Consider the following 24,546-nt stretch of genomic DNA (forward strand, 5'->3'; position numbering starts at 1 on the left):
TGAAAGGTAACTTACTTTATGGCCACTAATACGCATTCACAGAAAACGCCCAGCGCAGATACCAATTTAGATACCAGCGTTAAGATAGAAACCATGCATGAGCTGGCACAGCATGTCGACTACTCATTGTTAAACACGCTAACGGCCGACCCGCAGGCAACTGAAGATGGTAACGATCACAAACCCCGTCAAGTTTTTAGCGGCCATTATGTACCCGTTACGCCAACGCCTATTGCTGATCCGCTCTATGTCGCTCACAGCCACGCCTTTTTTAATGAACTTGGTTTTGACGAAAGCCTAGCGCTTGAGCATGACTTTAAACGTCTGTTTTCCGGCGATATGTCTAATATTGACAGCAACATACATCCATATGGTTGGGCGACGGGCTACGCCCTGTCTATTTACGGAACGGAATATACACAGCAGTGCCCATTTCAAACAGGCAATGGCTACGGTGATGGACGTGCGCTATCTGTATTAGAGGTAGAAATTAACGGCAAACGATGGGAAATGCAGCTAAAAGGGGCTGGCAGAACGCCTTATTGTCGCGGCGCAGATGGACGCGCTGTGCTGCGCTCAAGTGTGCGCGAGTTTTTAGCTCAAGAGCATATGCATGCGCTTGGTGTACCCACATCCCGTTCGCTTAGTTTGTTTATGTCACAATCTGAAACAGTAGACAGGCCCTGGTACCTTGAAGGTTCAGACTCTCAAGACCCTGAAGTTATGGTGCCAAATTTGGTTGCGATTTCCACCCGCGTCGCTCCCTCATTCTTGCGCGTTGGCCAAGTTGAATTATTTGGGCGGCGCGCGCGCAGGCATGAGCATCCGAATGCATTAAATGAATTGAAAGCCATTGTTGCGCACCTTATTGAAAGAGAATACAAAGAAGACATCGATACCACCCTGCCCTTTGAAAAGCAGGTAGTCGAACTAGCCATCGCATTTCGAGAGCGACTAACAACATTAGTTTCACACTGGGTAAGAGTGGGATACTGCCAAGGCAACTTCAACAGCGACAACTGTGCAGGCGGTGGTTACACTCTCGACTACGGCCCTTTTGGCTTTTGTGAAATGTTCGACCCTGTCTATCAGCCGTGGACAGGAGGTGGTCGTCACTTCTCGTTTTTGAATCAGCCTATTGCTGCACATAAGAACTTTGAAATGTTGTGTAGTGCTTTGGCTGTCCTACTTGAAGACGCCGAGGATGAAGCCAACGCCCTATCACTTGTTGCCGACGAATTCCCTGAGGTGATGGAAAGCAAGATGCAAGGAATGTGGGCAGCTAAACTTGGGCTTAGTCGATATGATCACACGCTTCTTGTTGAGCTGTTGCAGCTAATGGTGCGCACGGGCGTTGACTACACCATATTCTTTAGAGAACTATCATCGCTTCCTAAAGATATTAGCGCCTTTTCACCAAGCTTCTACAACGCGCCGAAAGAGTTGTTGTTATCGCAGTGGAAAGCATGGCTCGGTGCGTGGCAAAAGCAGATTGAAAACAGCGGTGACAAGGAAGCTATCGCGGCGCAAATGCGGCGTACCAACCCCAAATACACTTGGCGAGAATGGCTTGTCGTGCCTGCATACAAGCGCGCCGAAACCGGCGACTTTACGCGCATTCATTACCTGCAAGACATACTAGGTAAACCCTATGAAGAACAAACCAAGGCAATAGAGCAGGAGTTTTACAAGCGACGCCCACTTGAGTTTTTCGGCGCTGGCGGTGTATCGCATTACAGCTGCTCTTCATAACGGCTTACTTCAATTGATGAGGGAGTCGTGAATATTAAAACTGTTTAAACATACAGTGTTTTGATTTATCCTGTAACCCTACATTACTCGGATAAGTCGTTATGCTATTAACATCAGAATTAAACGCTCAGCAGCAAGAAGCGGTTACCTTCGGTCTTAGTTCGAGTACGCCTTCTCACCATAACCCGCTTCTTATCATTGCTGGCGCGGGCACAGGCAAAACCAATACACTTGCACACAAAACAGCGCAACTCATATTAAAGGGGGTTGCGCCAGAGCGTATTTTGTTGATGACCTTTGCGCGTCGTGCCGCATCTGAACTCAGCTCACGGGCCAATCGCATTGTCGAGAGAACCTTACGCGAGAAACAAGCTGCCTATCACCCCGTAACATTACCTTGGATGGGCACCTTTCACTCCATTGCTTCACGGTTATTAAGAGAGCACGCCTCGTCTATTGGTCTTCAGGCCGATTTTACGGTAATGGATAGAAACGACAGTGCAGACATGATAGATCTTATTCGTCATGAGCTCGGGTTTAGCAGCGTGAACCGCCGTTTTCCAAAGAAAAAAACATGCTTAGAAATTTACTCTCGCTGTGTCAACGCACAAGCTAGCCTTGCTGATATTCTTGAGAGCCACTTCCCCTATTGCGCTGAGTGGGAAGACGAGCTAACCACACTGTTTTCCCAATACGCCAAGACTAAAATTGAACAAGTCAGTTTAGATTATGACGACCTACTGCTGTATTGCTTTCACATGGCTCAGGTCGAGGCAATAGCCACTGAGGTACGCAAGCAGTTTGACTATATTTTGGTAGATGAATACCAAGATACGAACGTTCTTCAAGCAGGCATATTAAAAGGCTTTTTCCCGACTGGCGAAGGGCTTACTGTAGTAGGCGATGACGCTCAGTCAATTTATTCATTTCGTTCAGCAACCGTTGATAATATCCTAAACTTCCCCACGGCGTTTTCATTACCCGGTAAAGTAATATCACTTCAGCAAAACTACCGCTCTCACCCGCATATTTTGGCGCTCTCAAATGCCTTGTTAGATGAAAGTAGTGAAGGCTATAAAGTTGAGTTGTATAGCGAGCGTAAAGCTGGCCCTAAGCCTAAATGGGTTACCGTTGAAAACGACGTTAAACAAGCTGAGTTTATCGTAGAGCGCATATTGGCAGCCCGCGAAGAAGGCATTGAATTGAAACAGCAGGCGGTACTGTTTCGCTCTAGCTATCACAGCGATCGACTTGAACTTGAGCTTACGCGGCGCAACATTCCCTTTGTAAAGCACGGTGGGCTTAAGTTCTTAGAAGCTGCACATGTGAAAGATGTACTTTGCATACTGCGCTGGGCAGACAACCCGAAACATAAAATTTCTGCATTTCGCGTGCTTAAATTGCTACCTGGTATTGGGCCCAAGATTGCCGATAAAGTGTTTAATTACCTTGAATCACAAAACTTTTTGCTGTCTTCGCTGCAGGCCTATGCCATACCTGAGTCTGCGAAATCGACGTTTAAAACTTTAGCTACCTTGCTTGAAGATATTCACAGCAACAAGCTAGTTTGGGCAGAGCAAACCAGTGCAATAGCAACTTTTTACAAAGAATTGCTGGAAGTAAACTACGACGACCATTTTGTCCGTTATGGCGATATAGAACAGCTATCGATGATTTCTCAGCAATTTACCTCTCGAGAGCGCTTTTTGACAGAGCTCACGTTGGACCCACCACAAAGCTCCGGCGACCTGGCAGGTGCGCCGCTTATTGATGACGATTACCTTATTCTGTCTACCGTGCATAGCGCTAAGGGGCAAGAATGGAAAAATGTATTTGTGCTCAATGTGGCCGACGGCAACTTTCCCAACGAATATGCCGCAGGCGATAAGCGCGCGTTAGAGGAAGAACGCCGCTTACTTTATGTGGCAATTACTCGGGCAAAAGATGAATTAAGCCTTATTCAACCGTTAAAGTATTGGGTACCGGAACAGCAAAAATTTGGCGACAAGCATGTATACGGTGCAAAAAGCCGCTTCTTCACTGACAGCGTATGCGCCCATATGGAACCAGTATTCTACCCAAAACGCACCGCGTCTGAGGGCGAGAAGAAAATAGCTAAAGGCGCCATTGCCGACATAAAGAAAAACATTCTAGGAATGTGGGACAACCAAGGCTGAACTAGGGTACATTTATTTTAAACGTTGAAACGCTGTATTGCCTGACCGAGAAAAATAATGAGCTACTTACACTACCATGTCGAAAATGGCATTGCCCATGTTGAGCTAAATCGCCCTGATAAACACAATGCCTTAAACGAAGGCATGTTTACCGCCATTGTAGATTGCATCAGTCGTATCAAAAAAGACAAAGCCGTTCGGGTGGTTATTGTGTCAGGCAACGGAGCCAGCTTTTGTAGCGGCTTAGATGTTAAATCGGTTATGGGGAACCCAAAAAGCGCGCTCAAGCTGATGTGGAAGTGGCTTCCTGGCAGCCCTAATTTGGCCCAGCAAGTCAGTGTTGGCTGGCGACGCTTACCGGTTCCGGTCATTATGGCAATACACGGAAAGTGTTGGGGCGGCGGTATGCAAATAGCGTTAGGCGGTGACTATAGAATTGCAACACCAGACAGTTCGTTGTCGGTGCTAGAAGCCAAATGGGGTCTGATACCCGACATGGGTGGCACGTTAGGCATGCGGGAGTGTATGGGTATTGACCACGCTAAACGTATTGCCATTACCGCAGAAGAACTTACGCCAGAAGAAGCACTGTCTATCGGGCTTATATCGAAAATTTCAGACTCACCCACAGAGGAAGCGCAAAAGTTAGCGCATCAACTTATGGCGCGCTCACCTGATGTTAATAAGCGGGTCAAACGTATGTATCAGCAAGTATGGGGAACCAACGAGCGACAAATTCTGGCCAAAGAAACCATAAATCAAATCAAAATTTTTATGGGCAAAAACCAAAAGATTGCCGTTAAGCGCTCGCTTGGAAATAGTGATTCGGAATATGAGCTGTAATCCACAACTTATTATTCGTGATTAGAACTCCACACGTTGATTCAATGCCGGGATAGTAGACTTGTACCCTTTTGACAGCATTGCTTTTTGAAGCGCTAATTTAGCATTGTCTTCGCCGTGAACTAAAAAAACTCGCGGTGTATTAGCAAAATTTGAGAGCCAATCAATTAATTGCGCTTGGCTAGCGTGAGCGGAAAAACCGCCTAATGTATGAATGCTCGCATTAACGGCAATGTCTTCTCCCACAATTTTCATACGTTTAGCACCATCGACAAGGAGCCTCCCTGGCGTACCCACCGCTTGAAAGCCAACAAAAATAACGTGAGACTGTCCTCGCCACAAATTTTGTTTAAGGTGGTGCCGAATTCGCCCGCCATTACACATACCACTTCCCGCGATGATAATCGCTCCACTAACCAGTTTGTTTAAGGCTATTGATTCTTCGGTTGAAGTTGTATAACTCAGAATGGGTAATAGAGAATGTAGGCTTAAGTTGCGACTATGTATTTTATGTGCTCCCTCTTCTATAGCATCAAGATCTTCATCGTTGTAAACGTCCTGATACCGATGATAAATCTCTGTTACAGCAATAGCCATTGGGCTATCTAAATAGACTTTTTGGTGTCTTAGCTTGCCTTGCTGGTAGAGCTCTCCTAGACGAAAGATTATTTCTTGCGTACGACCGACGGCGAAAGATGGTATAAGAATATTTCCACCATTTTGACTAGCTTGCAAAATAACCTTTTCAAACTCATCCAAAGTCTCTTCCATAGAGCGATGATTTCTATCGCCGTAAGTAGACTCAATCAGAAGAATATCAGCTTCGGTTATGACCTCAGGGTCTCGCAAGAGTGCGGCTTGTGAATTTCCCAAGTCACCTGAGAAAACGAGCTTTTTCTTAGTTCCCTCTTCTTCAACGACTAATTCAATGATGGCTGACCCCAGAATATGGCCCGCTTCTGCAAAATTAACTGTAATGTCATTGGTAATTGATATGACTTGCTGATAGCGGACACGTTTAGTAAGAGTCATTACGCCTTCCACTTCACCTTCCCGAAAAAGTGGTTCAATCAGCGTCTTACCTGAGCGTTTACGGCGCTTGTTTTCCCACTCTGCATCTCGCTCTTGAAGTGAGGCGGCATCTTTTAACAATACTTCGATAAGGTCTGCTGTTGGTCTAGTCATGAAGATAGGCCCTGCATAACCTTCGCGGACTAAAATCGGCAACCGTCCCGAGTGATCCAAATGAGAATGAGACAACACGACAGCATCTATGTTTTTCACATCTATCGGTAAAGGCGCTGAATTTTTCGCTTCTTCTTCCCTTTTACCCTGATACAATCCACAGTCTAGTAGGACCTTACTTTTTGTTGTTTCAAGCAAGTACATAGAGCCCGTTACGCCCTCGACCGCGCCTAAAAAAGTTAATGTTGCCATGGGATCTCCTTACTACTCTATCAGGTTCACTTTATTTATCGCTAATGGAGAGATGTGGCTGATTGATTTCATCTTCGACATACTGCAATCGCTCGAACGCTTTAAACCACCATTGAGAAATCTGAAAACAACATGCTATAGCGTCTGCTAGTTTGGTCATTTGCGATACTGAAATTTGGCTTCGAGTAGCACTTATAATTAAGTTTGATTTTAAGTCGTGATACTCTTTGCTTAGCAACTCCATTTGTACATTGAGTGATGCTTCGCTATCGAACTGACGCCACCGTACCATTCGTAAAAAAACTGACGTTGCTTCTATGAACTCAAAAACGCGCTTTTTAAGTTCCGAGTTATCTTGCATCGCTCCCACGCTATCACTCTCGATAATGCTTTTAGCACTGTGTGTACAAGAGACAAAATAATGTTCAACTCGCATTAGCGCAGAAAGGGCAATGGTTGTATCTTCATTGAGTGCAGCTCCCTCAACGTTGACAATGAATTGAGAAACATGGGAGCAGCGCTTTGTTATAATTTCTAGCTCACTCTGCCTTGTGTCTTGCTTATTCGTTTCCGTCGAAAACAGGCTTGGATATAGTGCTAAAAACTTGTCTGCAATGACTAGGAGCTCAAGGATAGTAGCATTGACTGCGAGAACGGGAGTTTGAGCAATGTTTTTATCAAGGTATTGAGGGTGTGACTCTTTTTCTTCAATCGATGTGAATCGTTGCTCTAAAAAATTCACAATCGTATCGTTGAAGGGAAACACTAAAAAGACACCAAGCACATTAAATAACGTATGGAAAAGTGCAAGTGTAATACCTGGAGCAGCAGGGACATTTAACCATTGCGTAAGCAGCGAAACCGTACCAAATAAGATTGGTAGGGTAACGACGGCCACTAGCGCGGTGGCGACGTTAAAAAGCACTTGTGCAGCGGCAACTCGCTTAGCACTGGATGTTGCGCCTACAGAGGCTAAAAGTGCAGTTGAAGTTGTTCCTATGTTTGCACCAATGACCATTGCACCAGCGGCGTATAATCCAACAATCCCCGACGTAGCTGCAGTTATCGTCAACGCTATGGAAGCACTTGATGATTGGGTTAACACGGTCATCGTTACGCCTATGAGTAAGAATGTAACAAAACCTGTAGCACCTTCGGCAGTTATCTGACTTAGATCCAATGTAATCACTATGCCTTCAAAGGCAGCTTTCAGAGTGTCTATTCCAACAAAAAACAGTCCAAAGCCTGCAAGCGCAATGCCTATTGAAGCAAGGCGCCCTTTTGGATTGAGCAATTTTAGTATCATGCCAATCCCAATCATCGGTAATGCGAATGCGGCAATATTGATTTTGAATCCTACTGCGGCAACGAGCCATCCAGTCATTGTAGTGCCAACATTCGCTCCATACACGATACCAAGTGCATGGCGCATACGTAATAAGCCAGCATTTACAAACCCCAATGATGCAACGGTTACTGCACTCGACGACTGAACAATTGCTGTCATAATGGCGCCTGAAATGACACCTTTAATAGGAGTATCACTGTACTTAGCAAGTAGTCCTCTTAATGAATTACCTGCGGCTAATTTTAGGCCTTCGGTCATCATTCCTATTGCCAATAAGAACAACCCTAAGCCTCCAATGACACTTCCTAGCAATATCAGGTTTTCCATGGTCCCTCGTCAGCAGGCCTACGACGCGCGTTAAATCACAAATCTAGACCGAAGTTGCTAATAATATTGCTTTGAGTATAGTCACAAGGCCGACAGACACTTTGTTCTTAATCAAGAAAAAGCCATTCGCCAGCTACGAAAAACAAGAGAAAACATGCCCGTTTGAACGCCATCGCTTTGGCTAATAAGGTAAGAATATGGCTCAACTAGTGTGTATCGGGTTGAAACACTGTCATTAGGGCGCTTGTTTGGTTACCACCTGCTTGAAGCGCACCACCAATAACGTAAATACGTTTGTCCACGGTTAACGCTCCTAACCCATGTCTTGGGTTGGGCATTTCGCTAATCGCTTGCCACTTATCTTTAGCTATATCGTATTCCCACACCGTTGAATACACGCCACCGCCATTATTAAAATACTCACCACCAAATACATATATCCGGTTGTTAAACGAGGCACATGCCAACCCGCCTTGGGCATCTGGCAGTGGAGAAAGGGATTCCCACTTTTGCGTAGTTAAACTGTACACTTCGTGCGTGTTCAAGTTACCGCCTGCTGCGGTTCTGCCGCCAATGGTGTGAAGTGAGTTGTTAACAACAACACTGCATGCGCTGTTTCGGGCGGTCGGTATGGCGGGTGCTTGAGTAAAAGAAAGGGTTTGAGGGTCAAACACGTAATGCGTGTTTACGTCGATTTGATCATTCCACTGACTATTTTTAGCCGCTTTAGAGGGAGTTCTACCACTGACCAGGTGCACTTTATTATTGTGCACCGCTGATAGTGTTTCAGCTAGAGGCGCAGGGAGCTTTGCCACTTTATTCCATGTTGCACCTGTGTTGCTTCTTGTGTCATCTTTTCTTATGAGTTCAAGCACATCAACGCTGTTATGCCACATGCCATTGCTATCTTGAACAAAACCACCAAATGCAAATAGCCGTTCGCCTACCACGACTAACATGGGATGATGACGTGGTTCAGGTAACGCAGGCCATTCAATCCATAGAGAGCTTTCGATATTAAATGCAATAACCCGTTTGGACACACCAATTTTGTTTGCGTCTACATCTGGCGATAGCCCTCCGGCCACAACAATATGGTTTTCAAAAACGGTTGGATAAATCTCTTGCACTCTGTAGGGTAATGAAGGTGCATCCTGCCACATGTTAAGAGCGCTCACTTCATCGACAGTATTAGCTAGAGCCACCTGCGACGTAAACATGAAGGTGATTAGTGTCAACAATATACTCGGTTGTAATAAGCGATTTCTGACCTTTTCTTGCATTGCGTTTTCTTTGAATAATCTAATGCGATATTGCTACGCTAGCAGCGGTGGGTTTACTAAGCAATGATATCGATTGAATATGCGTTGTTAAGCAGTGCGCCAAAAACATAACGTATTAAAACCAAGATGTTTCTTCACCTGATATACCCCTAGTAAATTCTGTGAAGCTACTCCGCAGGCATACGCTATTGCGGCTCCAATGACGCCATATGATGGTATTAACGCTAACCCCAGCGCCACTGTTAGCGCGCCACTTACTAGCACATTATCGCGCACTTTTTTCTCAAGCCCAGTCATGCTTAGCAAATAACCCACAGAACCTGTGGCGATATTCACAAATTGCCCTGCGGCCAAGATCATTAACGCATAAGAAGCAGCCCTAAATTCCTCACCGAATATACTCATCAACCATTCAGGGAATAAAAAAATAAACAAGGTAGTGGGGATCGCAACAAGTAACATCATGCGTACTGACATAATGGCCATACGCCTTACCCCGTCCATATCATTTGCTGCATGCATGGCGGCAAACTTTGGTGCTGCAATCGTGTTAACAGCAAATAAAATGAAGCTGGTCAACATAGCTGTGCGCTGTGCAGTGGCAAAAAATGCCACGCCCTGTGCATCTTCCCATACTCCTAACATAAGTTGGGAAGACCATTGGATCACTTGATGTACAATGGCTACAGTCCACAGCGGCATACATGTGCTGCGCAGCACTGCTGATGAAAACGTTGTTTTGTTAATCGACTTGGGAGCTGAGTAAACCCAAAAACACACGCCTATAATGAGTGTAGACACACTCGCAATAACGAAATAATTGCCAATATCCTGAGCACTATTAACTGGCACAATCACTAATAAAACAAGGATCACACTGGGTAACAATACACTTGAAACCAGCATCGATTGAGAGATTTTCTTCAGTCCTTGTAGGGCTTGAGCATGGATGATGTATATGGCAATAACGGGGGCGGCTAACAGCATGGTTTTGAAAACAGCCGTAAAGCCAGGTAACTGAAATACCGCATTATTAAGCCAAGGCGCAGCAAAATAAAATACCAAAGAGCACGATGTTGATGCTATTAATGTCCAAATAACTGCTTTTATATAGACACTGTGAACCTGACTCTCTTTATCTGAACTGTCTGTTCCCCCTTCTTTCGCTATAAATCGAACGACCGCCTGATCTAACCCAATGCGACCAACGGTGGCAATGATAGTTATGAGCGTGAAAGAGAGAAAGAACAAACCGGCTTGAGTAGCGCCAACGGTGCGAGTAACCACAACGTTCATTGCGAACAAACTTAACGCCGCAAGTACCTTAACGGTAAGCCCTACTGCGCTACCAAGTAGCATTTCTCTCATATGGGGGTCGGCAAGATAAAGACGCCACTTTGGCACTTTTTCCATAAAGTGAGTCCTTTTCTTAGCTATCAGAAAGAATAAAACTCTCTATGCTATCCATTAAATCAGTATTGGCAAACTGGCCTAACGATCCAGCTTTAAGTGATGAAACCTCATCGAGGGTTTTATAAAGCTGCTCTACGTCATAGGTGACATAGCAACCGTCAAGCTGTTCAAAGTTTCTACATGTAGCCAATTGGTGCTCATTACGGTGTTCACCTAACGCTGCCACCCTCGGAAATACGACAACAGGCTTCGACTCAATAAGTGAGGTGATAATAGAGCCCATTGCCGCATGTGCGAGCACCACTTCTGCCTTATCGAATTCTTGCTTGTAGGCTTTTTCATCCAAAAACGCACAGTATTTAATGTGCTTTGGCTGATACTCTCCCTCACCAATTTGACCAAATATTTCAACGTCTGGATGGTCTGCTGCCCATGTGTCAACAGCTTCTACAAAACGGTCAAAAGGTAACTGTGTACCTACAGTCAAAAATATCATAAAACTCTCCCTTGATATTGAGGGCCAGAAGGCTGGACTAAGTTTGGCCACTGCGTTAGCCAAAGATCAGCAAATGCACCTACTTTCTTGCCTGACAGTGACAGCTCTTCGGCGTTAGCTATACTGTCTATCCAAATTGTTTTAGCGCCAAAAAACTTACCGAGCATTACGGCAAAAAAGCCAGGTGCGGCACCACTTGAAATCACAACATCTGGACGCTTGATGGCCATGATCCAAGCCATTTGCACAAACAGCACAAGCAACTTCATTTTCTCATTGCCATTCGCATCAATGACTTTAAAAAACTTACTTCCCATACCTTCGCGATAATGATTGGAAACATAGCTGGTGTCATAGCGGTCAAAAACAGGCTTTAAACGCAACAACTGAATTAAATGACCGCCTTGAGATGCCACTGCTAAAAGTTTTTTCTGCTTCATGATAATACTCCAGTATAGAAACGGTCTCGGAACCGATTAATCACTACACTGAAGTAAGAGCAAAGCTCAGGCCAAACTTAAAAAACAATAAATATCAAAAGGTTACACTGAAAAACCGTTTTTACTCATTCGCATTTCGCAAAATAGAAATGTGATTTCTTAGGGTTTTATGCAGAATGCAAATCACGATATTTATGATAGTACATTTATGGAATATCGCGCTTTGCGACACCATATATGTCGTATAAGCCGAAATAAACTCTTTGCAGAAGGAACGGGCGGTTTACATTGTTGGGATAACCAGTGTTTCCATTTGGCTGCGACTAACGCGTCTTCAACCACCATTTCTCTGTAGCTTATAGCGTTTAAAAGTTGCGGGGTAACGCGATTGTTGGAATGAATAAGCTGTCGAAGTATCGCATAAGCATTTAGCACATCATTAAGAAAGCGAATTCGATTGCCCCTTGAAATTGACTGGGGTGACTCAGTACGACAATACGTAGGGCAATTAATAAACAAACTCGTTGGCGCACTCAATACCAGCTGAGCATAGAGTAATAGGTCTTCGCCACCATTTATGCGCTCATTAAATTCCGCCTTGCTTTGCCTAATAAGTGTTATGCTTATTAAAGGTTTGGTTGAACCTAAGCCGTTAGCGATAAAAAAGACCCCATCCATGTATTGATGCGCGTTAAGCGGGCACAAGTTGGTGTGCTTTGCCGCATAGCAAGCTTTAGTTTTCGGGCTGGCAAGAAAATAGCTATCTATCACCACATCGGCATTGTTGTTTAAAGCAGCGTTTAAAAGCGTGGTTAGCCTGTCGCTTGTAAACCAGTCATCGGCATCAAGTACGGTAAAAAAAGCGCCATTGGCTGCGCGTAACGCTATATTTCGCGCGGCACTCGGCCCCATATTTTGAGGCGTTTTTAGAACTTTTACTCGAGAGTCATGTTGGGCGTACGCCATAGCAATAGAGTAAGTATCGTCGGCCGAACAATCGTCAACCACAATAAGCTCTAGATTATAGTGAGTTTGATTGAGCACAGAATCGATTGCTGTAGCTATTGTTTGCGCGGCGTTATACGCCGCAATAATGACAGTGACGTCTATCTTCATCTTGCCCTCACAGCGGTTTAGCCCGCAGTAGACAATTCGCCGTTAATCAGTTTTTCGAGAACATCTCTTATGATTTTTACATTTGATGTCGACGAATAGGCAGAGTCGTAGCGTTGCCGTGAGAGTTCGGCTGCGCGTGCTATTAGCGCCTTATCTGTAATATATTTCTTAATTGCCTGCGCTAATGCCTGTTTGTCACCGGGTTCAATAAGTAACCCCGCATTGTCGTCAGGGATTGCTTCAGGGATCCCGCCTACCGTCGTACTTATCACCGCAAGACCTGCCGACATAGCTTCTAAAATAGCGATAGGAAGCCCTTCGTTATGTGAAGGAAGTAAAAGTACATCAGCTTCGTTCATCAGCTGGTATTTTTGGTCTCCGGTCACCCAGCCAATCACGTCAAAGTAGTCAGATAACCCCTTTTCCGTTATCAACGCCTTGAGCTTATCTATTTCTCCGTTACCTCCCACCTTTATCTTAAACCCACCGATGCCTTGTTGTTTTAGGCTTTCGACAGCGTCAACAAGGTCGTATATGCCTTTTCGCTGACCAATATAGCCTAAGAACAAAAAATGAATTGGCTGAGTAAAGGTAAAGGTTTTCTGTTGGTAAAGAGACTCAAAAATAGGAGACGGGAAGTTGTTTATAACGCGAATGTCATCGTTACTTGAAATAGCGCTGACGTATTTTGCCCAATACTCAGAAAGCACAAAAACGCTATCGGCATTATTTAAGACATATCTAACAAGGCCCTTGTAGAATCCACCCGCGCTGTCATAGGTTCGCGCAAACACCGAGCCGTGTAGATGGAAAATAACTTTACAGTTAAATAGCTTGCACACAAGAATAAACAGTGCTTTTCGGTAGATACTGCCTTTATGCGAACCGTGCAAATGACAAATGTCGACTTTGCTTCTAAACAGTAGTCCGAGTAATGACGCTAACGCGCTGAAATAAACATAAAAGCGTTTTAGCATACTGCCATCATCATGAGACACAATGACGTAGCGCTCATAATCATCATAGACCCCTGCTTGAATGTGGTTTTCGATGACAGCATGGATCCCACCACGTGCTTTTGTTCCTATAATCGCAACGCCCTTTCGTTGAATAGTATCGCTCATAGTTGTTCTCCTACAACGTAGCTTCACGTGGTTAAAACAGGTTTTGTTTTCGGCTTTTTCCAACCATTCGGATCGCTTTCCAACAACGTAATGAACCAGCCAAAAATCGTAAGGTGATAAAGCGACTGCGCATTTGATGACAGCGCACTGGTTAATAATAGTAGAAATAACAATAAACTTGCTTCTGGACGCTTCAGTGCACATACCATGAACGTCATCGATAGCAATAGAAGGAAATAGCCAGGAATACCTGTCTCACCAATAACGTGCGGCCAGTAGGTATCATAGAAGTATTGACCTAACTGAACCCACCATAAATCTTTCATCGCATTGTATTCATAAACGTTTGCTACATCGGCCGCCGAATGGCTACCAATTGTTCCCCACCCGGCTCCCCAAAAATTGCTTTCAAACAGTTCAAATACAGCTTCTACCAAAAAGATGACGCGAGGAGACTCGAAGTTTTCAAGCACGTACCAAGCGTTGTCTTTATCCATGCTCAAAAAACTGATAAGCCAGGTAAAAAACGCAAATACAACAAGTGCCAAAATGAGGCGATAATCAAAGTTAAAGGCGCGCTGAACCTTCATAGCCATTAGCGCCATAAACAACAGCATGAGTTCTAAACGCTGAATGGCAACAAAGACAAAAACAATGCACAGAAAAACGAGAGAATGGCCAAAACGAATATTACCGCGCTGGTATTCCACTTTTATCAGTATTGCGGCGATGGTAAAGAACAACGCAGATTGACCCGGGTGCCAAAACCACCCCACAAAGCGCGGCACCAACATCCCGCCTAAATGACCGGGCTCAAAATGTCCGCCACTTTTAAATAATGCATCGTATGCACCTGATGCGCCAGCTTGAAAAAGAATGAGCAATATACACATGACCATTAAGGGCTTAATCACCTTAAGTGTTCTTTGGGTCCAAATCTCATCAACACGCGCAACAGAAAACAGCATGACCATTGGGAAGAACTTTAGTTCGTGGTAAAGCTGAACCAGAATGATCTTCATACCTTTCTGGTTAGCAAGTGAGATAAGCACACCGTAAATCAGATACCCCAAATAGAGAAACAGTGCCGCCCACCATTGAACATTCAGCCTTGGTCTAATGACGGTTATCAAAAGTCCAATTGCTATTATGGGGAAGAGTTTTTCAAACAAGTCAAACGGGCCGTACAAGGCTAAGTTGATTTTTTTCACCATCAAGAAAAAGATTTCAAGAATGAACATGGTGAACAAAATATGTGGCACAATTGAGACTTGCTTTGTATCACTCATAACGAATAAAGCGACTCCAACAATTGTGCATCGGGCATATACGGAATAATTTTGTCGCGCTCATCGCTGATGAGCTCTGCAAAATAAGTGCGGTCTTCTTCACTCAACACAGGTTTGTCACCAGTATTTCGTTCCATTAAAGAGCGTTTTAAAGATGTTACAAATTTTTCCGGAAACAGCGCTACAAACGCGCTCTTTGCGAACGATTTGCGCATCAGTACTTTTTGCAATGTAGGTGAACGAGGAATCCCAGAACGATTCGCAAAGTCTTGTGTCCAGGTAGCTGGTGAGAGTCCAAGAAACTGCGCAACTTCATTCATTACCTGCTCATTGTTTTTGGCGTAGTCACGGTAGTCGATGACATTTAACCGTTCACCAAATAGATTTCGAGCGTATTGCGTTGCCTCAACAAAACGGCTCGACTTAAGGTTATGCCATATGGGTAAGTAATTATCTCGAGCACCTGACAGCTCATGCTCGAGAGCTTCTTTGAATGTTCGCGTTTCTCTTGCATCTCTAATCAGGTGCGAATAAGCAGAGAATGCCCGCTCAATGGGGCTACGCAACATTAAAATGTATTTTGCATTTGGGTATTGAGCATTGATGCTATCGAGTATTTCGGGCGCCTCAATTGACATGGCCGACCCATCAATGGAAAGCTTGCCGGGTTCGTAAAGCGCATGATACTTATCTTCTTCAGTAACAAACATTTGGCTTACAGTGTCGTTGTCTGCAGGCCCATCAAACTGCGTTCCTTTCACTTGTGCAAAATGATAATGAGGCTCTTTGCGTTTAGTGTGCGAAACATCCTCATGCTGCATCAACTGATTGTACAGACTGGTTGTAGCGCATTTTGTAAATCCTAGAATAAACACATCAGGCATTGGCACTCTCCTTTCCTTTTAAATACGCTTGCACTTTTTTACTTACTGGGCTTGCTGTTCATTGATGTTGAAACGCTTTGGCTTCGTTTTATCTTGGCCACTTACATCAACTATAGCTAAATCTATACCAACCACTAAAAATTCGTCGCTATCGGTTATTTATAAAAGGATGAGCGAAATTAACGAGATACGGCGACACCGCTTATAGCACGAGGCAATTCGCATTTTGCAAATACAATTGAGAAAACCGGTGAATAACCGCGATTTGCAGTTTGCAAAATAAAAAAGCTGACTGTAACCCCCTTCCTCCACATCAGAAAAAGACCAAAAATCAATCAATAAAAAACAATAACTTAGACTTACAATATAGATTTTTAGCCCCCTAAAACATCGAAAAGGAAGGCTTCTTGCTAAAGTTAATACAGAGTTAAAGGCACGCGTGCCGTTAGCAAATTTACAATTTTCGATTCAAAGCATCTTTTAAGCGACCGTTGAAGGATGGATTTGGGAGTGATTACGATGGCATGGAAAAATTGGAAAAATGGGGTGCTTTCATCGTTAGTCATACTCTGCTTAGGCGGCTGTATGGCGACTGAAAATTTAGTTCATGTGCCAGAACATGAGCATATGGCTAAAGTTGAAGACTACGATACTGGTCTACACCGCCAGTCTGTTCATATTTTTAACCCCATGCCAATAGACGAGCGCGTAGCGCAGTTTAAGCTTCAACCACGTGTTGACCATATCGTTTTTGTTATCGATCAAAGTTCAGCGCTCAGTGATTCGTTTCGTGGTCTCAATACTCAGTTCTACGCTAAAGAAGTGGTCCGCAGATTTATCAAGACTATGCCCACTCAACGCTTTAGCAGTACTATCGTCACTTATGATGATGCCATTAACCCGCAACTTTATGCGCCATTAGATGCGCGTTTGAGTGTTTCACCATTGCTTCCAATCGAACTTGAAAAGCAGTTAGGCCAGCACCGTGCACTTCAACATGTTGAAGTGCAATCTTTATCAGTTGCGCTTGATTTTGTGTCGGAGCTTGTAGGCAATTTACACGGTCCATCAGCCGTTGTGTTGGTTACTGAGTGGGAGCAAATAGATGAGTCAGTCGAGCATGCAGTAATGCGTATGCGTCAACGCGCCGATTTCACAACAAACGCGCATGTTGTTGTTCCAGAATCGGCGTCAATAGCATGGCCGCAAAGCTACTCAGGCCTTTGCTTTTACACTGTCGGCGTTGGCAATCGCATGTCACGTAGTCGACTAGAAAGTGCTGACAGCTGTGGCTTTTCGGCAGCTGTTGATAAAGTAGCGCAACCCAGCAATATGGCTAATTTCGTGGAAACCGTGCTTTATCGAGGCCCCTCTGACAGCGATAACGATGGTATTTACGACTATCAAGATCGCTGCCCAGATACCTCACCGGGCAAAATGGTTGATTATAGCGGCTGTCCGCGCTTTCCAACGAATCATTAGGGAGATGTAGATCATGAAGATGGTAAAAGTAATATTTTCGGGTTTATTGGTTGTAGGCTTCCTAATGAATGTCAGCGTAGCGCAAGTTGACACTGTTCGCGTAGCGACAGTTGAAGATCAGCAGCGTAAAGAAGCCATAATGTCTGCGCAAACGGCGAATGCTGAGCAAGATAATGCAAGCTTTCAAGTGGTTATTACTGAAGAGCCAAATACACAGAACCAAGCGCCTACGCAACTAGAACAGAACGTTTCTCAGTCGCTCCGGCCGGTAACACTGGAAGAAGAAATTCAGCAACAGCGAGTGCAAAGTAAACTAGAGCTTTTCGGTTATGAAATGTTTAACAGTGTTGCTACTACGTTTGCACCTGTTTCAGATATGCCTGTGCCCTACGATTACGTTATCGGGCCTGGCGACACTTTCACTATACAAGCATTTGCGGCCACCAACGTTCAATACAACTTAACGGTAACCCGAGAAGGTATGCTACTTATCCCAGACGCCGGCGCCGTTAACTTAAGCGGCCTTACCTTTGAGGAAGCAAAAGTTGTTATATCAGAGGCCATTGAAACCAGACGCATTGGTATAAAAACCATAGTTACACTTTCTGAGTTCCGCTCTATTCAAATTATGCTTGTAGGAGAGGTATCTAAACCTGGCAGTTATTCCGTTAGCGGCTTTTCTACGCTAATTAACGCACTGGTCTCCAGCGGCGGGGTAAAGCGCACTGGCTCGTTGCGCAACATTCAAGTGAAGCGTCATGGTAGTGTTGTCGCCACTTTCGATCTTTACGCCTTATTGCTAAAAGGTGACGACAGCGCCAACATTTATCTGCGTCAGGGCGACCTTATTTTTGTTCCACCTGTTGGCCCGACAGTTGGCATTGCAGGCGAAATATTGCGTCCAGCCATCTATGAGCTAGCGAACGAGCAAAACGTGTCTGAAATTTTGTCATTAGCAGGCGGTTTACTGCCAACAGCAAATGCAAAGAATGCCCAAATTGAGCGAGTGTCAAATAGCGGCATGTATACCTTAATGCAGGCTAATTTGGATCGTAACGGCAACACTGTGGCCGTTAAAAACGGCGATCTTATTCGCATCTTTCCGGTGCTAGATAAAATGGACGACGTAGTTTTACTCTCAGGTCACGTATTAACGCCCGGCGGTTATCAATGGTTTAAGGGAATGAAAGTGTCTGACCTGATCCAGTCCAAAAATATTCTACGACAGGGAGCTGAGTTTGATGCAGCCATGATCCAACGCGAAAACCGCGAAGACAAACGTACCGAAGCTATTTACTTTAACCTTTGGAATGCAATAACCGACGAATATTCTAAAGATAATATTGTGCTTCACCCCCGTGATCAGATCATTATCTTCGATACGCATTCACCTCGTGCCGGTCAGTTATCAAAGGTAGTGGCGAAGCTACAAAATGAAGCTACCGCTAATGACCCGGTTAAAGTAGTAGACTTCAAAGGTGCGGTCCCTCACCCGGGTACCTATCCGCTGCACATGGGCAAGCGCCTACTTGATATGGTCAAATACGCGGGCGGTTTAGAAGCAGGTGTTGACCTTGACTACGCGTTGCTTGCACGTACCGACCTTCAGTCAGACCGTCTTTATTTTATTCACGTTTCGCTTAAAGAGGCGCTAAACAATAAGCCCGACCACAACCCTATTTTGCAGCCTAAAGACAAAGTTTATCTGTTTAATAAAGATATCGACCGAGCTGCACTAATAAAAACGCCGCTAGAACGGGTCAAACGCGAAACTCAGTTTGGCCAGCAAGCGCCTATTGTTCAGGTTACTGGTTCAGTATTTCATCCAGGTGCCTACCCTATGGTGCCAGGCATGCGCATTGACGATTTAATTGCGGCCGCCGGCGGCATGAAAGAAGAAGCCTATGGATTAGCGGCGACGTTGTCTCGCCAAGTGTTGATGGATAGTGAGTTTAGCAGAACAGACTCCCGTGCCATAAGCTTGACTAAAAACGATCCGCTTTTAGATACCACCAATTTAATCTTACATCCGAAAGATCATTTGGTACTGCGCGTTAAGCCTGAGTGGGTGCAAACACCACAGTTTGTTGAAATCGAAGGTGAAATTACCTTCCCGGGTAAATACCGCATCGACAAAAGAGAAACCCTCTGTTCGCTTATGCAAAAAGTAGGTGGTTTTACCGAAGATGCGTATCTATTTGGCACCGTATTTTTGCGAGAAAGTGTGCGTCAGAAAGAGCAAAAAGCACTTGATAGAATGTTTGACCAACTAGAGAGGTTACTTGCTGATACCCATGTATCACAGGGGGTCAATAAAGACGAGAAGATGCCTAAAGATCAACGCGCCAAGGATGTATTTGACGTACTTAAGAAAATGTCGCCAGAAAAAGCATTAGGAAGAATGGTTGTTGATGTTCATAGCGCCGTAACACGCTGTGACGAGTCATCTGATATCGTGCTTGAAGACGGTGATCGTATCTTAGTGCCAAAATATCAAGACGACGTAAGTGTTATTGGCCAAGTGTACTTCCCCACATCACATAAGTATCGAGACGATCGCGCCGCACTTGACTATATAGGCCTAAGTGGTGGTGTGAAAGAGCTTGGTCAGTACGAGCACGCGTATATTGTTCAGGCTAACGGTGAAGTCATGTCGGTTCGCTCTAGTACAAGCTCTTGGGGTTGGTTCAACTCTCCAGCGAACGTAAAAGTTACGCCAGGTTCAACAATATTTGTACCACTGAGCGTAGATCGCATAAACGGTCGCGAGTCAGTAGAAAAATGGGTAGATATTTTCTACAAAAATATTATCGCTACCGCAATGATTGCGAACTTAATGAACTAGCGAATGGAGTAAGGATGTTATGGCAAATAACAATGACGAAAGCCAACATGTCGCTGAATATGAATTACTGCTGAAGTTTTTGCACCAACTGTTCAGCTACAAGTTCCGCATTGCCATGGTGGCTATTGTGGGAGCAGCAATTGTAGCAGGCATATCGCTTATGTTAGACAACCGTTATTCGGCGCAAGCCACAGTGGCAATAAATATTAGTGAAGATCCCGGTGGCATTCAGCCCAACAATTATCGTGGTGTAAACACCATTGGTGTACTGGAGTACGACTTTATCATTGATGGGATCCAAGCCAATGAACGAGAACGCTTACTCGCTAGGATGGATTCCTTTGGCTATATCAGTGCATTTATTGAGGAGCAAAACCTACTACAGTGGCTGTACGAGGAAAGTTGGGATGCCACAACACAAAGCTGGATAGATGGTTTTGAGCCTGACATGCGAGAGGCCGTTAAGAAGTTTAAATCTGATGCGCTGTATGTATTCATTGATAAAAAAACCGACCTTTTAAACATACGTATTACCTCAAAATCACCTGAGTTTTCCACTAAGCTTGCCAATACCTTTGTAAGGTCATTCAATGAGTATTTACGCAAACTAGATTTAGAAGAGATCCAAAGCCGACGTAGTTACTTGGAGCAGCGTCTTAGTGAAATAAAAAATGCGGAAATTCAGCGTTCTATCTTCCGGCTGCTTGAAACACAACTTGCGGTTGAGTCGCTGATTAACGCACGGGCAAACTATCCACTTGAAGTGATCCAACCGGCAACCATACCGCTTTTTGAATCTTACCCCGCGCGCAAACAGTGGGTCGCTATCACCTTTGTACTGCTGCTGTTCTTAGGTGTTGTTTTCGTGGTTTCAATGAATGCAGTTAGAGCACTACGTCGCGACCTTAAAGCCTATGCAGAAAGATTTGAGCCTAAAAAGCTTAACCCACCTAACCGCTATCATGATCTCTAGGAGTAGTACGTAATGAGAAACATCATGGAATCCATTCGGGCATACCGTTTCGATAATCATTTTTTGACATACACGGTGTTGTATTTTTTATTACTTGCGCCGCCGAGAGCGTTTCAAATTAAAATAAACGAACATGCTAATGGTGGTGAATTGGCCAAGTTTCCTACTTACTTTGTGGTTGCAGTTGAACTTATTGTACGTATTGCGGTTGTACTCATTCTTGCGGCATTAGTGGAAAGCTCAATGGGCAATACGTTGTATGAAACCTATCGTATTGACGTTTTCTTTGTGTCACTGGTCGTGGTCGGTACGGTACACAGCACAACCTTTTATATGGTCTTTAACAACCAGCCCGCACATCAAGTCAATCAACTCACTTTATTTCTCTATCGTTGTGTACGTAACTGCGGCTATGCGATTTTAAGTGGGTTTATCAGTATTATCCCTGTACTCATTTGGAATTGGGATCATGAATTAGCGCCTTATTCCGATGGATTTGCGCTTAAAGTGTACTTTGTAACAACAGTTAGCATGGCGCTAATAGGTATTATTGAAGCCAAAGTTATGAACCGAAAACCGCTAGGCACCGAGCTAAAGCACGCTGTATTTTCGGTTCAATCTACCTGACTTGAGCTTGTCTAACTACTACTTGATTTAGTGGCTAAATATCGTATCGAAATATAGCCGCAAACTGTCGCCCTTTCTAAAAGGGCGCATCTATTTTATGACTAGGCTGAGTAAACCATTTAGGCCCCGAATCTGTCATGTAGAAATGGTCTTCAAGTCGGATACCAAATTCACCTGGCACCACAATCATAGGCTCGTTACTAAAGCACATTCCTTTAGCTAATGGCTGTGGATTGTCTTTCACCAAATACGGCCACTCATGAATATCCATACCAATACCGTGCCCAGTTCGATGAGGTAAACCAGGTAGGTTGTAGTCTGGGCCTAGACCATCGTGTTGTAAACTCAACCTAGCGGCATTGTCTACATCACCACAGCTAACGCCAAGTCGTGCAGCATCAAAAGCCGCTTGCTGAGCACGTTTTTCACTTTCCCACATTGCCACTTGTTTCTCGGTAGGTGTGCCGTAACAGTAGGTTCGAGTTATATCTGAGAGATACCCATGTACCTTGCAGCCAGTATCGATTAAAACCAAGTCGTTTTGCTTTAAGACTTGTGGATCTTTAACGCCATGAGGAAAAGATGTTGCTCTGCCAAACAATACGATACAGAAGTAATTACCGCTCGCGCCCACCTTCTGATGCGCTAGGTTGATAAAATCTTCAACCTCTTTAGTTGTAATTCCTTCGCAAAGTATACTGGCGGCGGCTTTATGTACCTCAAGGGTCATATCCATGGCACGTTGAATAAGGGCAAGTTCATTATCAGACTTGTGCATACGGCAGTGCGCAGAAACCTCTACACCGTTAATCACAGACCATCTGCTATCCAATAAGGTGTTAATACCGTCTACAATAAAAAACGGCGTTGATTCATCGATGGCAATTTTAGTGTTGCCACTTAGTGATAATGAATTAAGTTCGTCAACAAAAAGTGCGTAGGGACTTTCATGCTCGTGCCATCCCTTAATCACGCCATCTACAACTTGGCGTTCTTTGAGCGAATCAATCTCAAACGCTGGCGCGAGGTAAACAACATCGCCTTCAGCAGGCAGTAATGCCCCAACCAAACGCTCACTCGGATACCACTGCATACCGGTAAAATAGGTAAGGTTCGTGCCTGCATTTAAATACAAAGCGCCTATATTGTTATTGCGCATATATGTTTGCGCTTTTTCAATACGAGCTTGATATTCATGTAATTGAATTGGCGTTAAGTCTGACGTCATATTAGACAGTTCAGCAAGCGCCTGCTGCTGCGTTTTACCGCCGATACCATTTGACATTTTTTTTCCTGTTTTCATTAGTAGGTCAAATAGCGTGTATTGACCAAAGTACTGCGTTTTTACAACAAGATGTTTCGTATAAATCAATGCGCGCTCACTACAGCGCGCGCTTCCATACCATTTCAGGTAACAAGTACAACCCGCTCTCACTGGTGGCACCTTCACCCACAATATGACCTATTCCTTCTGCCATAACCGCCAATGTGACATCAAACGCATTTAGGCTATCGCCATATCCAGCGGTTAAATTAAACATCGAACCATCAGCGAGCAAATAGAGCGTTCTATCAGGCAGCGTATAGGCATTAACATACGGCATGGGCTCACTATGTGTAGCGTTACTCTTTAAGTAATCAACATCAATTTCTTTCGCCACATGACCAACATTTAGAATAAAAGTCCCGCTTTTCATGTTATCTAGATGCTTAGCGCTAACCACATCGCTGGCACCTGTTGCAGTAGCCACCACATCAGCAGTTTTAACTGCATCATGTAAATCGACTACTGGCCAACCGTCATACTTTGCTTGAAGGGCACGTGCAGCATCAAGTTCAGCAACCTGAACTTGGGCTCCGAAAGCCCTAGCTGACGCAGCGACGCCCTGACCAACAAGCCCATAACCAATAACGACAACAACCTTTTCGTGCAGTGTTAGATGCGTAGTTTGGAAGAAAGTTTGCCATGCGCTTAACCCCACCATATGACGGTTATGCAACCCCTCTTTAACCGGCAGATCATCCCAGTTGTAAATCGGATATTGTGGCTTCATACCCTTTAAACGGTTAATGCCAGACCCGGTGGCTTCCAGACTCGCTGCAATAGTAGACACTGACTTACCCAACGCTACATTTTCGTGTAAACGCGTTGTCAGATCGGCCCCCATTTCACAAAGGTGTGTGGGCTGCCACACAAGTGCGTCGTCAAATGACGCAGACCACTCTTCATTGCTCATATCGCGCCATGCTTTCGCAGTTGCCCCTTTCTCTACAAGGTAGTTAACCACATCGTTTTGCACGGTAGTGGGATTGCAGGTAGTAAGAAAAACTTCACAACCACGAGACAATAACCCTTCAACAAGCGGAGCCATTTTCAAGTCAAGATGCATATTGCAAGCGAGTCTTATTCCACTTAAATCAGGAAGTGCGGCGATTGCCTGGCGAGTACGTGGCATGTGCAGCGATGCCCACGCCAGTTCAGCGTTAAAATTTTGGTACATGACAAGCATTAAATTAAGAGAAAAAAGTAATGATACGTTACTGAAGCGGATCTGTGAAAATTATGTTTTCAGCAATATTGATGGGTCAGCCCCTGAGGGATCCCCACGAATTTAATTCCATGTGCTTCCGGCCCATGCACTGTCTACTATGGAGCTGTACCATTTGAGTGCAGCTTTCCACTGTCGCAT

Annotated in this window: 19 protein-coding genes; 7 read left to right on the plus strand and 12 right to left on the minus strand. The window is 44.5% G+C overall.

Features of this window, described 5'->3' with window-relative positions:
- Positions 1 to 18: 18 nt before the first annotated feature.
- The 3 genes from LHL20_RS14630 to LHL20_RS14640 all read left to right on the plus strand — a co-directional run bounded on the left by LHL20_RS14630 (position 19) and on the right by LHL20_RS14640 (position 4,772).
- Positions 19 to 1,752, plus strand: a complete 1,734-nt coding sequence (locus LHL20_RS14630) for a protein adenylyltransferase SelO family protein (protein ID WP_226433824.1) — start codon at positions 19 to 21, stop codon at positions 1,750 to 1,752.
- Positions 1,753 to 1,853: 101 nt separating this feature from the next.
- Positions 1,854 to 3,929 carry an ATP-dependent helicase gene (locus LHL20_RS14635; protein WP_226433825.1) on the plus strand — a complete coding sequence of 692 codons (2,076 nt, stop codon included), beginning with the start codon at positions 1,854 to 1,856 and terminating at the stop codon, positions 3,927 to 3,929.
- Positions 3,930 to 3,986: 57 nt separating this feature from the next.
- Positions 3,987 to 4,772 carry a crotonase/enoyl-CoA hydratase family protein gene (locus tag LHL20_RS14640; protein WP_226433826.1) on the plus strand — a complete coding sequence of 262 codons (786 nt, stop codon included), beginning with the start codon at positions 3,987 to 3,989 and terminating at the stop codon, positions 4,770 to 4,772.
- Positions 4,773 to 4,793: 21 nt separating this feature from the next.
- On the opposite strand, the gene LHL20_RS14645 is transcribed toward LHL20_RS14640, so the two are convergent.
- The 10 genes from LHL20_RS14645 to LHL20_RS14690 all read right to left on the minus strand — a co-directional run bounded on the left by LHL20_RS14645 (position 4,794) and on the right by LHL20_RS14690 (position 15,929).
- A complete protein-coding gene (locus LHL20_RS14645; RefSeq protein WP_226433827.1) occupies positions 4,794 to 6,209 on the minus strand; it encodes an MBL fold metallo-hydrolase RNA specificity domain-containing protein in 1,416 nt (471 codons plus the stop codon).
- 31 nt (positions 6,210 to 6,240) lie between these two features.
- Positions 6,241 to 7,884, minus strand: a complete 1,644-nt coding sequence (locus tag LHL20_RS14650; RefSeq protein ID WP_226433828.1) for a Na/Pi cotransporter family protein — start codon at positions 7,882 to 7,884, stop codon at positions 6,241 to 6,243.
- A 206-nt stretch (positions 7,885 to 8,090) separates the two neighbouring features.
- Positions 8,091 to 9,167: a Kelch repeat-containing protein gene (locus tag LHL20_RS14655; RefSeq protein ID WP_226433829.1), complete on the minus strand. Its 1,077-nt coding sequence runs from the start codon at positions 9,165 to 9,167 to the stop codon at positions 8,091 to 8,093.
- 87 nt (positions 9,168 to 9,254) lie between these two features.
- The gene (locus LHL20_RS14660; protein WP_226433830.1) at positions 9,255 to 10,580 is read right to left on the minus strand and encodes a flippase; all 1,326 of its coding nucleotides are present in this window, start codon (positions 10,578 to 10,580) and stop codon (positions 9,255 to 9,257) included.
- Between the two features lie 16 nt (positions 10,581 to 10,596).
- Positions 10,597 to 11,076 carry a glycosyltransferase gene (locus tag LHL20_RS14665; RefSeq protein WP_226433831.1) on the minus strand — a complete coding sequence of 160 codons (480 nt, stop codon included), beginning with the start codon at positions 11,074 to 11,076 and terminating at the stop codon, positions 10,597 to 10,599.
- Entirely contained in the window at positions 11,073 to 11,516 is a 444-nt protein-coding gene (locus LHL20_RS14670) for a UDP-N-acetylglucosamine--LPS N-acetylglucosamine transferase (protein ID WP_159626437.1), read from the minus strand. The genes LHL20_RS14665 and LHL20_RS14670 overlap by 4 nt, the downstream gene beginning before the upstream one ends.
- Positions 11,517 to 11,708: 192 nt before the next feature.
- Entirely contained in the window at positions 11,709 to 12,632 is a 924-nt protein-coding gene (locus tag LHL20_RS14675) for a glycosyltransferase family 2 protein (RefSeq protein WP_226433832.1), read from the minus strand.
- 17 nt (positions 12,633 to 12,649) lie between these two features.
- Complete coding sequence (locus LHL20_RS14680; RefSeq protein WP_226433833.1) at positions 12,650 to 13,756, minus strand: glycosyltransferase family 4 protein; 1,107 nt, start codon at positions 13,754 to 13,756, stop codon at positions 12,650 to 12,652.
- 23 nt (positions 13,757 to 13,779) lie between these two features.
- A complete protein-coding gene (locus tag LHL20_RS14685; RefSeq protein ID WP_226433834.1) occupies positions 13,780 to 15,045 on the minus strand; it encodes a hypothetical protein in 1,266 nt (421 codons plus the stop codon).
- Entirely contained in the window at positions 15,042 to 15,929 is an 888-nt protein-coding gene (locus LHL20_RS14690) for a sulfotransferase family protein (RefSeq protein ID WP_226433835.1), read from the minus strand. The genes LHL20_RS14685 and LHL20_RS14690 overlap by 4 nt, the downstream gene beginning before the upstream one ends.
- Before the next feature lie 519 nt (positions 15,930 to 16,448).
- Here LHL20_RS14690 and LHL20_RS14695 point away from each other — a divergent pair.
- From LHL20_RS14695 to LHL20_RS14710, 4 genes are read left to right on the plus strand one after another with little or no spacing between them, the layout of a single operon-like run.
- On the plus strand, positions 16,449 to 17,411 hold the full coding sequence (locus tag LHL20_RS14695) for a vWA domain-containing protein (protein WP_226433836.1): 963 nt from the start codon (positions 16,449 to 16,451) through the stop codon (positions 17,409 to 17,411).
- A 13-nt stretch (positions 17,412 to 17,424) separates the two neighbouring features.
- A complete protein-coding gene (locus LHL20_RS14700) occupies positions 17,425 to 20,256 on the plus strand; it encodes a polysaccharide biosynthesis/export family protein (protein WP_226433837.1) in 2,832 nt (943 codons plus the stop codon).
- A 19-nt stretch (positions 20,257 to 20,275) separates the two neighbouring features.
- Complete coding sequence (locus tag LHL20_RS14705; RefSeq protein ID WP_226433838.1) at positions 20,276 to 21,229, plus strand: hypothetical protein; 954 nt, start codon at positions 20,276 to 20,278, stop codon at positions 21,227 to 21,229.
- Positions 21,230 to 21,241: 12 nt separating this feature from the next.
- The gene (locus tag LHL20_RS14710) at positions 21,242 to 21,856 is read left to right on the plus strand and encodes a hypothetical protein (protein ID WP_226433839.1); all 615 of its coding nucleotides are present in this window, start codon (positions 21,242 to 21,244) and stop codon (positions 21,854 to 21,856) included.
- 76 nt (positions 21,857 to 21,932) lie between these two features.
- Here the strand turns inward: LHL20_RS14710 and LHL20_RS14715 are convergent, their stop codons facing one another.
- Together LHL20_RS14715 and LHL20_RS14720 are read right to left on the minus strand one after the other, a co-directional pair.
- Positions 21,933 to 23,141 carry a M24 family metallopeptidase gene (locus LHL20_RS14715; protein WP_226433840.1) on the minus strand — a complete coding sequence of 403 codons (1,209 nt, stop codon included), beginning with the start codon at positions 23,139 to 23,141 and terminating at the stop codon, positions 21,933 to 21,935.
- Between the two features lie 97 nt (positions 23,142 to 23,238).
- On the minus strand, positions 23,239 to 24,312 hold the full coding sequence (locus LHL20_RS14720) for an adenosylhomocysteinase (protein WP_226433841.1): 1,074 nt from the start codon (positions 24,310 to 24,312) through the stop codon (positions 23,239 to 23,241).
- Between the last annotated feature and the right edge of the window lie 234 nt (positions 24,313 to 24,546).

This window comes from Alteromonas sp. McT4-15 (genome assembly GCF_020515205.1).
Lineage (GTDB): Bacteria > Pseudomonadota > Gammaproteobacteria > Enterobacterales > Alteromonadaceae > Alteromonas.